At 44.2% G+C, this 13,041-nt stretch carries 11 protein-coding genes; 6 read left to right on the forward strand and 5 right to left on the reverse strand.

Features of this window, described 5'->3' with window-relative positions:
- Positions 1 to 5 precede the first annotated feature (5 nt).
- The 3 genes from JV36_RS0117845 to JV36_RS0117855 all read right to left on the reverse strand — a co-directional run bounded on the left by JV36_RS0117845 (position 6) and on the right by JV36_RS0117855 (position 3,346).
- Complete coding sequence (locus JV36_RS0117845) at positions 6 to 1,340, reverse strand: sigma-54-dependent transcriptional regulator (protein ID WP_032096624.1); 1,335 nt, start codon at positions 1,338 to 1,340, stop codon at positions 6 to 8.
- 668 nt (positions 1,341 to 2,008) lie between these two features.
- Complete coding sequence (locus JV36_RS0117850; protein WP_032096623.1) at positions 2,009 to 2,941, reverse strand: LysR family transcriptional regulator; 933 nt, start codon at positions 2,939 to 2,941, stop codon at positions 2,009 to 2,011.
- A gap of 54 nt (positions 2,942 to 2,995) precedes the next feature.
- Entirely contained in the window at positions 2,996 to 3,346 is a 351-nt protein-coding gene (locus JV36_RS0117855; RefSeq protein ID WP_032096622.1) for a rhodanese-like domain-containing protein, read from the reverse strand.
- A gap of 174 nt (positions 3,347 to 3,520) precedes the next feature.
- Between JV36_RS0117855 and JV36_RS0117860 the strand changes: the two genes are divergently transcribed.
- Positions 3,521 to 3,832, forward strand: a complete 312-nt coding sequence (locus JV36_RS0117860) for an ArsR/SmtB family transcription factor (protein WP_032096621.1) — start codon at positions 3,521 to 3,523, stop codon at positions 3,830 to 3,832.
- A gap of 76 nt (positions 3,833 to 3,908) precedes the next feature.
- Here JV36_RS0117860 and JV36_RS0117865 read toward each other — a convergent pair whose 3' ends face one another.
- Together JV36_RS0117865 and maoP are read right to left on the reverse strand one after the other, a co-directional pair.
- Positions 3,909 to 4,652, reverse strand: a complete 744-nt coding sequence (locus tag JV36_RS0117865) for a PRC-barrel domain-containing protein (RefSeq protein WP_032096620.1) — start codon at positions 4,650 to 4,652, stop codon at positions 3,909 to 3,911.
- Positions 4,653 to 4,859: 207 nt separating this feature from the next.
- Positions 4,860 to 5,213, reverse strand: coding sequence for a DUF413 domain-containing protein (gene maoP, locus JV36_RS0117870; protein ID WP_032096619.1), 354 nt, complete (start codon positions 5,211 to 5,213; stop codon positions 4,860 to 4,862).
- A 399-nt stretch (positions 5,214 to 5,612) separates the two neighbouring features.
- Between maoP and JV36_RS19795 the strand changes: the two genes are divergently transcribed.
- The 5 genes from JV36_RS19795 to JV36_RS0117890 all read left to right on the forward strand — a co-directional run bounded on the left by JV36_RS19795 (position 5,613) and on the right by JV36_RS0117890 (position 12,942).
- Complete coding sequence (locus tag JV36_RS19795; protein ID WP_200883172.1) at positions 5,613 to 5,783, forward strand: hypothetical protein; 171 nt, start codon at positions 5,613 to 5,615, stop codon at positions 5,781 to 5,783.
- Positions 5,784 to 5,909: 126 nt separating this feature from the next.
- The gene (locus tag JV36_RS0117875) at positions 5,910 to 6,746 is read left to right on the forward strand and encodes a LysR family transcriptional regulator (RefSeq protein ID WP_032096618.1); all 837 of its coding nucleotides are present in this window, start codon (positions 5,910 to 5,912) and stop codon (positions 6,744 to 6,746) included.
- 14 nt (positions 6,747 to 6,760) lie between these two features.
- Positions 6,761 to 7,111: a DUF2750 domain-containing protein gene (locus tag JV36_RS0117880; RefSeq protein ID WP_032096617.1), complete on the forward strand. Its 351-nt coding sequence runs from the start codon at positions 6,761 to 6,763 to the stop codon at positions 7,109 to 7,111.
- 185 nt (positions 7,112 to 7,296) lie between these two features.
- The gene (locus JV36_RS0117885; protein ID WP_032096836.1) at positions 7,297 to 8,604 is read left to right on the forward strand and encodes a ribonuclease J; all 1,308 of its coding nucleotides are present in this window, start codon (positions 7,297 to 7,299) and stop codon (positions 8,602 to 8,604) included.
- A 165-nt stretch (positions 8,605 to 8,769) separates the two neighbouring features.
- Complete coding sequence (locus JV36_RS0117890; protein WP_032096835.1) at positions 8,770 to 12,942, forward strand: EAL domain-containing protein; 4,173 nt, start codon at positions 8,770 to 8,772, stop codon at positions 12,940 to 12,942.
- The last annotated feature ends 99 nt before the right edge of the window (positions 12,943 to 13,041 follow it).

A 13,041-nucleotide genomic window follows, 5' to 3' on the forward strand; every position in this document is an offset into this window, starting at 1 on the left:
GCCTTTTACTGCTCGTCTTTAGTCAAATCGCCGTAGGCATGCAGTCGGTTGTAAAGCGTTTTAGTGCTGATGCCTAGCATTTCAGCTGCCATTGTCTTATTGCCATTCACTTTTTCAAGCGTGGCGTAGATAAGCTCTTTTTCTACATCCTCAATAGTTCGGCCTGCTTGCAAAGAGGGCGTAGTGCTTTGCTTTTGTGCAAACGGAGATTCAATAGTTTTTGGCAGCTCCAATACATTACTTTCTGGATCGCTCATTATTGCCGCGCGGTGAACAAAGTGGCGAAGCTCTCGTACGTTGCCCGGCCAATCGTAGGCCTGAAGAGTGTCAAGCTGGGTGTCGTCCCATTTAAATTTGGCATTGTTGTCTTTGTTAAACTCTTCAATGAAGGTTTTTGCAAGAAGAGCAATATCTTCTTTTCTTTCGCGAAGCGGTGGAATGGTAATGGGGAATACGGCTAGTCTGAAGTAGATGTCTTCTCGCAACACCTTGCTTTGCGCAATCTCTTCCATGGTTCTGTTAGTGGCTGATACAACGCGACAATTGACGGGAATGGTTTTGGTACCCCCAACGCGTATTACCACTTTATTTTCTAAAACACGCAGTAAATTAGGCTGCATATCGATTGGCATTTCGGTAATTTCATCTAAAAACAGCGTGCCGCTTTCTGCTTGTTCAAATACACCTTCTTTGCGGCCCACAGCGCCAGTAAAAGCGCCTTTCTCGTGGCCAAATAGCTCACTGGCAATTAACTCTTTAGAAAACGCACCACAGTTAGTCGCCACATAGGCGCCCTCACTGTCTGATGCTTTATGAATTGCCGCAGCGACCACTTCTTTACCTACACCACTTTCCCCTAGCAGCATGACGTTTGCACTGGTTTTACTCACTCGCGATATTAGCTTGTAAAGATCTTTCATTGCCGGCGATTCACCGATAAGAAGGTCGAAGTGCTTTTCAATTTTTGCTTTTTTCGGTGCGGCCTTTTCTGATTTTTTCGTTAATACTGCTTCTATGTCTTCTCGTTGAATCGGTTTAACAAGATAGTCAATATTTGGTCCGCACAGTCCTTTAATAACGCTTTTTACTGATGGGTGACCGGTAATGAGTGTCACACGAGGGCGCTTTTCTAATTCGTCTAATTCGTCGAACAAGTGGGCTCCGCTGCCGTCTGGCAACATGAAGTCGAGTAAGATATGGTCGAATGTTTCTTTTTCTAGCCAGTTTCTTGCTTCTTGAAGCGTAGCCGCCGTGAGCACTTCGTGCCCCAAAAACTCAATAATGGTACAAGCTACTTCTGTAAATTCGGCGTCGTCGTCGACAAGTAATACGGTAAGCACGTGAGATTCCCTCTTTATCTATTCCATAGGTATGAAAACTGGAACAATATCAATTATATAATTTCGCATTAAGACAAAAGTCTACCATTAAGTATGGAAGAAGTGACCTCTGCATTGTAATTTTATTTAATGCCTTGGAATGTGAACATAAAACACGCAACGGTATTACCGTCAGCTTATAACCTTTACCCGAAGGCATGTTGGTGTTTTGGCTCGAATTTTATTTGTCATGCCACAAGCACTATTTTGAAAGGGAGTTTTGCAAAAATCATTCCCTTTGCTGTGGTTTTACTCGCGACCTTTTTTATCTGTTTTTTAGGTGCGGTAGCAAGAAAGGTATAAGAGCGGTTATGAGTGGTGTAATCGCAAGCATACCAACAAAGGGCTAATATAGGGCGAAGAGCATATAGGCAAGGGCGTTTGTGGAACGTCCTAACGCGTTTTAGATAGACCAAAACGGCACAACTCGTCGCGCGTGTTGCGCATTATGTGGCTAGCTATTATTTACTTATCGCCTAATCATTAGCTAAATATCGACGATATGTGAGCTCGTTACTAGCAAAGCATGCCTATTGAAACGGGCAATACAACTGCTAAGAAAAGTGACTTTCACCAATAGCGTGACAATATTACTCGGTGGTTTGAAAATATTACCCGCTTTGTATTAGTTACGTATCGTCCTTAATACAATCCCAATCCATAAAGTCAGAGGTGGGCAGCTGCATTGTCTGATAGCGAAGTTCGCCAATGAAGGCTCTTGCGGCTGGACCTAGTGCGTCGCCATCTTCAAAAGATAAATAAAGCAGTGCCTTTCTTAGCGCCGCATTATTATTAAGTGGTAACGGCTTTAACAATCCGCTTTCGAGCTCATTTTTTATAATAGCTATTGGTAGCCATGCAAACCCAAGCCCTTGAGCAATAATATCAACCGACGTTCTTATATGGCTTACGGTCCAGCGCTGCTCAGCGCCAAGCCAACCTGCATCTACTTTGCGTTCTGCCGATGAATCGCGAACTACAATTTGCCTGTGAGATTTCAAATCTTCGAGGGTTAGGGTGCGGTTGAGTTGATGAAGGGGATGGTCTTTATGTGCCACCGCCGCGAATTCTATTTCGCAAAGGTCCTCACTGAAACCACTGGGGTATAAGAAGGGAGAAATGCCAATGTCTACATTCCCGCTTGAGAGTAAGGTATTACTGCCGCTTAGCACCGTCTCTTCTAATTCCACGCGCAAAAGAGGGAACTCCTCAGAAACTTTATTAAGCACATTATAAAGAAGGTGTGAGGGGAAAATGATGTCTACTGCTACTCGCAACGTGGTCTCGGTGCCTGAGCGAAGGCTATGCGCAATGGACTCAAGTTTCTGAGCCTCATCAAGAAGAAAAGTGGCTCTGCGGTACATTACCTCTCCCTGGGGGGAGAGTTTGACCTTGCGACCACTGTTCTCAAATAGCACCACGCCTATGGCATTTTCTAGCTTTTGAACAGCATGATGGACACTGGATTGGCTCTTATGTACCACCAAAGACGCTTGATTAAAGCCGCCAGCATCCACCACGGCTTTAAACATTCTCCACTGCTCTAACGTTGACTTCAGCATACTTCAACCGTTCTTATATAAACAATAAACTCGAGTATATACAGTTCTTTGCATTTATGTGCGGTGAACTTGTTTGATGGTTGCTAACGAACAGGTAATAACAGATATATTTTCGTAGCCCATTTTTATGAGTTGTTCAGCAGAAAGCTTAGCTCGTGCCCCTGATGCGCAATGCAGGTAGATGGGTTTTGCTGCATCCTTTTCAAGCTCTAGCATTTTCATTTCCAATATGCCTCGTGGAATATGAAGTGAGGCGTCTACATGGTTTTCTGCCACTTCCGCTGGCTCCCTAACATCAACTAATAGCCCTTGGTTAGTTTTCATTTCGTCTGCGGCCTCTTTTGCCGAGACAATTCGAATATCTACATCAATATTTTCTAAACGTGTTTTTACATCAATCAGCATTTTACTTTCCAAAAATTAATATAAGTATAAACTAATTTATAGTTATGATTTCTCTGAGACAAGATAATATCGCTATTTTAGCGTCTATTTTAACTGTTTTGTCAGAAAAACTTATACTTTAGTATAATAAAGCGGTAGATTCGTGGTTAAAGTTAATGTCATTAGGAAGCCCTTATGTCTGAAGAAGTTGTGTTAAGCCCAAGCGAGATGATGGAACATTCTGCCGAAGCAGAGTTTTTTCTAAAGCAATTTGCGAACAAGACTAGGCTCATGATCCTTTGTTCTCTCCTTAAGCAAGAGAAGTCTGTGTCTGAATTGTTGCAAGTTGTAAGCGTTTCACAGCCTGTTATATCGCAGCACTTAGCGTTGTTGCGCGAGTCGAATATGGTGGCGACGAGAAGGGAAGGTCAAACTATTTTCTATCGTTTGTCTGATGAAAGAGTGAAGCGCTTAATTGCGCTTATGTATGAATTTTTCTGTGAATAGAAGTAGGGCGTGTGGATTTTTACTGCACGCCAACACTGCGTCCACTAATAAGCGGACGCAGTTTTTTACGCTCGTTTTAAGTCTCAGTAATTTGCGCGATAAGTGCAGCAATGTAATGCCCATCACCTAACTTGTCATTATCCACTTCGGGACGTTGTACTAAATCGTCATGACTTAAGTTTACCGCAACATGGTGTGCCGCCCAGTCAATTTCTTTAATGTCGCTAGGTAACAATGCCAAATGTTTGCCGCCTGGCAGCCAGTTGTTGGTATCCACCACTAGCATAACCAATTGCCATGTTTTCGTATCGATTAGAAAATCACTAATATGACCTACCTTATCGTCGGTAGTCGCAACTTCATAACCATCAATTTCGCCGCATGCGCGTAAATGATTAGTTGAATTTGATGGAAGCGCGCTCTCTGCCTCTTCATCGGTGGGTGAAGTCACCAATTCGTTAGGGTGTGCGTATTCCCCCCATGCTCCGGGACCAATCCAGTAATAGCCATAGCCAAAATACTTGAACAAATGCTCCTCATACTCTCGAGAAACCGGCTTGTGTTCGTCAATCGATGGGCTATTTTTAAGGGTGTCGACGGTCATGTCTACGTGTACGCTTTCCTCTTCAACATCAACCTGAGATACTGATACCGGAGATATCACTACCTTTCTGCTCAACGGTAACCAAGTGTTGGTATCTGCTACTAAGTAGCGTGTTGTATAGGTTTCATCGTCAAAGAGGATATCTTTTATGCCGCCAATCTTGTCATCTGTGGCATGTATAGAATATTGGGTGAGTTGTTTTGAACTTATAATCATCTTTGCGCCTCCTTTGCTCGGCTGATAAGAAAAAATAGGCTGCCGTTACGTTAAGCATGCATTATTTTCTCTATAATAAGTGTAGTCACTTCTATCTATAAAACATCATGTTTGTAATTTGTTCTGCTGACTTCTTGATTGAGATCATTTTACCCAAACGAAAAAGCCCGCAAATTTGCGAGCTTTTTTAATACGTTATGTTGAGGTTTAGGCTACATCGAACTCGTCGTCAGAGTAGGATTCATCATAATCCGCTTGATTACTAGCACTACTATGCAATGTAAAGAACTGCTTTCTTCCTCTTGCTAGCTGAACATACTTCGCCCACGTTTTTTCGATACTACCGGATTCTTGAGCTTTACCGTTTACAAACTTAACGAAATGCTTTTCGTCTGCTGTTTCAGGTTTCAAGTCACCGCTTTCTAGGCCAAGCAGAGTACTGCCGTAGGTGGTGAGAATATTTGCCTCGGAAATACTAAAATCTCCCGATTTTTTAAAGCCATAAGGAAACTTTCGACGATCTACAAAGGGTTTGCTTGAAGGACGAATCGCTGTGCTCATGATAATAGTTCCAACGTTGTTAATTCCACAGCGCACTTTTAAAACATGTTTTTGCTGAGATAAAGCAAAAGATTTTTTTCTTATCAATAAAAAAAAGTGATGCTTATGTGAAAATTAAAAAACTGCCGATAATGTGAGTTTAGTTTTGCAAAAGCTAGGTGTGAAAAAATTGGCTTTATTGCTTTTAAGTATCTGAATTTCAGATGTTAAATTAATTTTCTTATTGGCTTTTTTATCGGTTTTAACGCTAGGCACTACGCAAAATGTTGAACAATTCGGCATGGCGTTAAGCCGGCATTTTAAGAAGCAATATTTATTATCGCTACGATAATAAAATTTCGTTTCCAATTAAAATCTCCGCGGCAATAATCATAGGGTGATTACAACCTAGAGACACTAATGAGCAAAGACTATCGTTTTCAAAGTGATGAATGGAATGCGGCAGACGAAGGTGAGTTTCATTCTAAGAAGCCCAATACTTTACGAGAGAAAAGTGTAAAGGCTATGCAAAAGCGCGCTATGTTGCGACGCAACAAGCAGCGCCGTTCGCACGACGAAACACAACACTGATCTCCTTCATCACTTAAAAAGATAATATCGCGCTATCATTCGGTAGCGCGATACTGTGCTTTTCGCCTCAATTAACGTATCATTTAGCCAAATTTGGTTTTACATTACGCTGGTTGTACTGCAAGCATGGATATTCGCTTTCTCACCACTTTTATAGAGGTGACTAAAACACGCCATTTTGGCAAAGCTGCCGAGAACCTCTACCTTACTCAGTCTGCAGTAAGCGCCAGAATCAAACTCTTAGAAGAATATTTTCACACTACGCTCTTCATACGTCAGCGAAATAGCATTCAGCTTACCCAGTCGGGCGAAAAGCTGCTGCCTTTTGCTCGACAGCTTTGCGCTACGTTAAACGACGCAAAGCAGGAGCTGCAGGTGCAAAGTTCTGAATATGCGGTGTGCGGCGCCACGCAATTAGCAAGCGACTTGTTTTTACCACAAACACTCACTCACCTTCACAAACATTTTCCTGACTTCTCTGTAAAAGCAGACATACTCACGCTAGATGCGTTATCCCGACAGCTTCATGAGCGGGTTACCGACCTCGCTTTTTCTACAGAGCCTCTCAAATCAGAAGATGTTAACAGTGTAATTTTGTTTGAGCAGTCACTCGGTCTATATCGAGTTGGCGAGCCTTCTTCACAGATAAAGGCTGAAGAATTTGTGGCGATAGACTGGGGCGCAAAGGCAAGAGATTGGTTGCTCACCGCTTATCCGCAGCTGCGAGATGCAAAATTACGCACAAACTCCCTTTCATTGGCGCTTAATAATTTATGCGCTGAAGGTGGAATTGCGGTATTACCGGTAAATGTAGAGTCACAATTAAGAGATAGGGCACCGTTAACGTTAATTGAGCCCATCGACGATATTTCATTGAAGGTTTACCTTCACACTATGAAACAAATAAGACGAATAGGATTGGCTGATATTATAACCAGCGTTTCTTCTATCGCCCCGAATTAAGTAGCGAGAAAAATATGTCATCATTACACCCAATGTTAGAAAAAAACGCGTTTCAACGTTTAGAGGCAAGCATTGCCGAAATAAAATCACAGCAGAAGTTGTTTATTCTTAAAGATGAGCACGGTTGCGTCATGCTAACCACCGATGAAGACGACGGCGTGCCGGTATGGCCCGATGCTGAATTAGCCCTTCTTTGGGCTACAGATGACTGGGACCATTGTGAGGCGATGGAACTGACGACTGATGACTTTTTGACAAAATGGGTGCCTGGAATGACCCAAGACAACTTAATGGTTATTGTGTGCCCCGTGCCGGCAGAAGAAGGTGAAGTGATGTCTCCACAGGAGTTTGCTGAATCTTTGTAGGGTGATCCTCCCGTTCGATTTATCGTTTACATGTTATGGCCTCGCACAATGAGGCCAAAGCCAAACACGGCACGTCACTGTCACAACTTCCTATTGTTTGCATTATTGTAGAGGTACAACACTTGTTAGAGCCAGGCATTGAAGATTTATGGTTTGCTCCTTTAGGAGGAACGGGCGAAATAGGAATGAATCTAAATTTGTACGGTCATAATGGACAGTGGCTAATGGTAGATTGCGGTGTATCGTTTGACGAGCCTCTCACCGCTCCCTATAAGCAAAACGCGCGAGCGTCAAAAACAACGCACAGAGTGGTTGCACCTGACCCATCCTTTATTGCAAATCAAAAAGATGCGCTTGCTGGCATCGTTATCACCCATGCTCATGAAGATCATGTTGGCGCAATTCCTTACCTTTGGCAGCGTTTTCAAAAGCCCATCTACACCACGTCGTTTACCGCCGAAGTACTGCGCAGAAAGCTATCTAGAAGCAAGCTTGCCAATAAGATACCCATCATTGAAGTATCGGCGGGCGATACGGTAACCATTGGCGTGTTCTCTGTTAAGTGGCTAGAAATAACCCATTCGTTACCTGAGCCATTTGCATTAAAAATTGATACCCCTGCGGGGGCAATATTACATACTGCAGATTGGAAAATAGACGCATCGCCGGTGACCGGTAAACCCTTCGAGCCAAAGCTCTACAAGCAACTAGCGAATGAAGATATTCTTGCCCTCGTGGGCGACTCCACCAATGCGAATAAGCCTGGTTTCTCCATTTCCGAGCGCAATTGCTACGACGGGTTGTTAAGCACTATATTGCCGCTTAAAGGTCGCGTGGTAGTAGGCTGCTTTGCAAGTAATATTTCTCGGCTTATTACTCTGGCAAAGATTGCAAAAAAAACCGGGCGGTATATGGGCCTTTACGGGCGCTCATTATTGAATATGTATGGTATCGCCCGCCAACAAGGGATTTGGCCTGATGATTTGCCTATTGCCGACGCACATCACCTAGGGTATTTGCCGCCTAAAGAAGTACTTGTGGTTGCAACGGGAAGCCAAGGTGAAAAAAATGCTGCACTCGCTCGCTTTGCTCATGACACTCATCCTCATCTTCAGCTTGAGAAGGGCGATACCGTTATATTTTCGAGTATCGTTATTCCAGGCAATGAAGAGACCGTTGCTCGTTTAAATACTGCGTTTAAAGGGAAGGGCATTGGGACAATTCACAGTGAGGATAGCACCCTGCCCATTCACGCAAGTGGACACCCTTGTGCAGAAGAACTGAAACTTATGTACAACTGGGTGCAGCCAAAAATAGCCATTCCGGTACACGGTGAACACAGTCATTTAATGGCGCATGCTGAGATAGCGAAGTCTGTAGGTATCATGAAAACCTATGTGGGCGAGAACGGCGATTTATACCGTTTAGCGCCTCAGCCAAGTATTCGACGAAATGTCATTCCTGTTGGTCGAGTGCCAGTACAGCAAGAATAGAGCGCGGCTTCGCAAAATTGCGTTGGCTGGTTTTGCAAGTGTTTGATTAATCAAGTACTTAATTTCATAACAAGGTGTATAACGTGTTGGTTATATAGGCTGCCCATCCATCAATCATTCTGATACACTGCGTGTGGGAATTTACTTACTTCAATGACACTGGGTATGCATCGACACATTTTCGCCACATTTTGTTTATTGCTTGTCAGCTTTTTGTCTTTCGCAGAGCCTCGGATCCAAAACCCGGTCTTCCAACCACTGTCGACTAAAAATGGGCTACCTCAAGATGTTGTCAATGACATCGTTATCGATAAAGAGGGTTTTGTTTGGATAGCTACTGACGGCGGTGTGGTGCGCTGGGATGGTGTTCAAACGACTATTATCGATAATAGCGACAGTCTATTTTCAAACAGCTCCATTTGGAAGTTGACTGTTCAAGAAGACAAAGCCTTATTTGTGAGCGTTTATGGGCGCGGCATATATCGTGTGGACCTAGAAACGCAGGCCATATCACAACTCCCCGCAACACCTTACAAGTATTACAGTGAATATAATCAGCATGCCGAGTCTTTCTTTTGGCAAGATGATTCACACCTCATCCTTGCCTTATCTGAAAAAGTACAGCGACTGAATGTATCAACCGGTGAAATAGAAGTGCTAGCATCGCTAACCGATAAGATGTTAGACGATTCTCATTCCATTCGATACGCAATGATGGTTGAAGACATACTGATTGTAGCAACCACCTTAGGTGTTTTTACCCGTAATACCCTTGACGAATCAACATTGCTGCAGCCCCTTGATTACCTAGACGGCATCGAGCCAGATGAAGATAATCAAAACGCAAAATTCTTGATGCAGGATGAAAGTGACCGAATTTGGATCACCACGGTAAACGGGGTATTTAATTCAGAGCAGGACAGTTTTATTGCGCAGGTGCTAGACAACAAGCAGAGCCGCTTTGAGAAGGTACTCACAGGTCGCAATGTATGGACAATGGTTCAGTCTGAAGCCGATGCGTTTTGGATGGGAACGAACAAAGGACTGTTTGAACTTAAAAGAACACAAGGCAAGTGGGTTTACGAACACATACTTCAGCCAAATAACGGCCGCTCCGAGCTGTCGGACAAAAAGGTTTCGGCCATTGCGAAGACAGAAAGAGGTAATCTTTGGCTGAGCACCGTTTTCGCCGGTGCGCTGCACTTTGGAATACAAAGCTCAGATATTTACACTATTCAAAACGAACGAAGATCCGGTGTAGATAGGTTGAGCGATAACGTGGTGTGGTCTTTTGCTGAGACATCTCCCGGTCAATTGTGGATAGGAACCGCTAACGGGATGAGTCGGTACGACTTTGCCACGAAAACCTCGTCGCACTTTTTGAGAGAGGAGGTTGAAGACTCACTGTTAGGAACCAATTCCGTCGACCGAATCATAAGGACTCCAGATAACAAGTTGGTTCTGGAAAAGTATGAGGGTATTCGGGTGTTTGACCCGGAAACTGGCAGCATTTCGGTGCCATCAGTAAAAGGGGGAGGAGATGCCAGTGTATTCAATGCGTGGGATTCGAACCCTGCAATAACCTCAAATGGCGTTATGTTTTTTACCGGGCCTACCGAGTTCTACACCTATGATTTTACGTCAGAAACGTTAACGCCGCTGCCACTCGACCCAAGTATTTTCGACGTAAAATTCGACACATCCTTTCTTGGTGAATCTAAGTATCACAACGCTATGTTTTTTAGTACAGAAGGGGGCGTATGGTTACTTGACCTCACAACGTATGATCATCGCCTTGTGTACCGTTTTGCTGAGGGCGAGCGACTGAGCAATCAATCAGTGAGTTCTTGGGTGATAGATGATACGGGCGTACTGTGGTTGGCGCATAACGGTAGAGGGCTAGTTGGGTTAGACGCCGATACGTTTGAACCTTTATACACGCTGGATGAGTCAAACCTTCTGGTGACCAATATTGTTTATGGCCTGCAAAAAGACAGCGCAGGGAATATCTGGTTTAGTTCACACCAGGGGTTACATCGCTATGATCCTCGGGCAAGTGCGGTTCAGAATTTCATTTATGGCCGTGAACTTTCGGTATCGGAGTTTAACCAAGGTGCTTCTATTATCCTCAGTGACGGCCGGTTAGCTTATGGCTCTACCAGCGGTGTGGTTGTCTTTTCACCGGAGCAGCTAGACGTCTCTGATGAAGGCCAGACATTGGTGGGCAAACAGACCGCGATTACTGGAGTTTCAGTTGGAAAACGGACACTTCCTCAAGGGCTGAAAAATCTAAATGGTCAGCATTTCGACCTCGCCCACGACGACTTTGGCCTGACTGTTTATTTTTCTTCACTCACTACATCAGGTATTGGCGAGACCAAGTATTATTATAAGCTACTCGATGGGAATAAACTTGTTTCCGAAGGGGTCACAGAAGATGCGAAAATAACCTTTGCGAACTTAGAGCCTGGGAAATACACGTTTTCTGTGGTTCCCACACCTGGCAGTTTCGAATCGAGCTATCGAGCGGCGCAAATATCACTGTTTGTGCCCTATGCGCCATATCGCTCACCTTTAGCGTACGCCGTTTACGGTGCATTATTGCTTTGCTTGCTTATTACCTATCTTTATTCTCGACACAAGTCGTTGACCCGGCTAAGAAAAGCACAGCAGCAGGTATCGTTATTTAGCGACGCGTTCAAACAAACCCGCGATTGGGTCATTATTTTTGACGAACACAAAAAGCTAGTGGCAGCAAACCCAGCCTTTGAGCATGTATTCGGCTTTAATCAAAAAGAGCCGTTGCCAAAGCAACTAGAGCGACTCTACTTGCGCTCCCCTGGCCTTAGTAGACAGCTTTCCGACAGGTTGACCGACATGCAGGGAGGTGATTTTTGGAAAGACGAGGGGGTAATTGATGGTGCCGATGGAAAACGCTACGACGTACTTATCGATATCACGGCGATTAGTGGTAATGGGCACATCCCTGAGCACTACCTTATTGTAATTTCAGATATTTCTGAGCAAAAACAGGCTGAGCGCAAATTACTCAAGATTGCCACCTACGACAGCCTTACGGGCTTGGTTAACCGGACACTGCTACTCGATCGTTTAGAGCATGCCATTGCGCTTGCCAGACACCACGGTCATCGAGTTTCGGTGATGTTTGTTGACCTTGATAGATTTAAAGGTATTAACGATTCACTGGGCCACGACTACGGCGACAAACTGCTTCGCATTGTCGCGAATAGAATGCGCAATTTAGTGGCCGATACGGGCACTGTGGCCCGCTTGGGAGGGGACGAGTTTGTAATTGTTATCGAAGAAGTTGAGGCTAACGATGATTTAAGTTCGTTTGTCGGACAAGTCATAGAGGCGGTAGAAACACCTATATCATTGTCTAGCGAAGTGTTAAGAGTATCCTGCAGTATAGGCGTTGCATTTTACCCTGATGATGCGCCAGAGCCTGCCGAGCTTATTAAGCAAGCCGATGTTGCCATGTACACCGCTAAAAAAGACACGCTTAATGGTTTTGCCTATTTTACAAATGATATGAATGAAAAGGCGAAAACCCGCTTAACCCTCGAAAACAAAGTTAAGCGTGCGTATTCAGAGGGCAGTTTCTTTAATCACTATCAGCCCATTATTAATGCTCAAACAAAGCAAACCGTGGGTGTTGAATTACTTCTTCGCGGCAGGCTAGACAATCAGCCTTTGTACCCTGATCAGTTTATTCCCATCCTAGAGGAACTGAGATACATCATCGAAGTTACTCGCAAAGCCATGTATCGCGCGGCTGAAGACCTATCGACCTGGTATGAGGATGGCTTTACAGGCTTTGTGTCTATTAACCTTTCAGCGCTGCACTTTAAAACTGAGTTTGATTTGCACAGCGTCTTTAGTTTACTAGAGCAATTTGGCTTGCCAAAAGAAGCCTTCCGTTTTGAGATAACGGAAGGGGTATTGATGGACGACACGGATAATGCATTGCACCAAATTCAACGATTTGTCGACGCAGGGTTTATTTTAGCCCTTGATGATTTTGGTACCGGCTATTCATCGCTAAGCTACTTGAAGCGCTACCCGTTGTCGGTGCTTAAAATTGATAAAAGCTTTGTTAATGAAATGGCGCCCGGCAACGCCAACGAGGCACTGGTTGCAACCACTATATCGCTGGCAAATAGCTTGAACATGAGCTGCGTGGCAGAGGGGGTAGAAACCCATGAACAAGCGGTCGCACTTCTTGATAAAGGGTGCGTACTTCATCAAGGTTATCACTACGCTAAGCCCGCGGCAGCAAATGAAATAGCGTCAGTTCTCACCAAAAATTGGGGGTAGTGCGCTGATTAAGCGTATTTTTTATGCCAGCCGCCTCATAATAAAATCATAGACGCTACTATAAAAAAACTAAATTGTGGTCTGTATCACCCGTTCTAC

Origin of the sequence: Alteromonas sp. LOR (assembly GCF_000753865.1) — a bacterium.
Lineage (GTDB): Bacteria > Pseudomonadota > Gammaproteobacteria > Enterobacterales > Alteromonadaceae > Alteromonas.

Coding starts and splice junctions, on each gene's coding strand:
- maoP (WP_032096619.1), bottom strand. CDS start 5,213: ATGAGCACAGCGATTCGTCCTTCAAGCAAACCCTTTGTAGATCGTCGA.
- JV36_RS0117850 (WP_032096623.1), bottom strand. CDS start 2,941: ATGCTGAAGTCAACGTTAGAGCAGTGGAGAATGTTTAAAGCCGTGGTG.
- JV36_RS0117890 (WP_032096835.1), top strand. CDS start 8,770: ATGCATCGACACATTTTCGCCACATTTTGTTTATTGCTTGTCAGCTTT.
- JV36_RS0117885 (WP_032096836.1), top strand. CDS start 7,297: ATGAATCTAAATTTGTACGGTCATAATGGACAGTGGCTAATGGTAGAT.
- JV36_RS0117860 (WP_032096621.1), top strand. CDS start 3,521: ATGTCTGAAGAAGTTGTGTTAAGCCCAAGCGAGATGATGGAACATTCT.
- JV36_RS0117880 (WP_032096617.1), top strand. CDS start 6,761: ATGTCATCATTACACCCAATGTTAGAAAAAAACGCGTTTCAACGTTTA.
- JV36_RS0117875 (WP_032096618.1), top strand. CDS start 5,910: ATGGATATTCGCTTTCTCACCACTTTTATAGAGGTGACTAAAACACGC.
- JV36_RS19795 (WP_200883172.1), top strand. CDS start 5,613: ATGAGCAAAGACTATCGTTTTCAAAGTGATGAATGGAATGCGGCAGAC.
- JV36_RS0117865 (WP_032096620.1), bottom strand. CDS start 4,652: ATGATTATAAGTTCAAAACAACTCACCCAATATTCTATACATGCCACA.
- JV36_RS0117855 (WP_032096622.1), bottom strand. CDS start 3,346: ATGCTGATTGATGTAAAAACACGTTTAGAAAATATTGATGTAGATATT.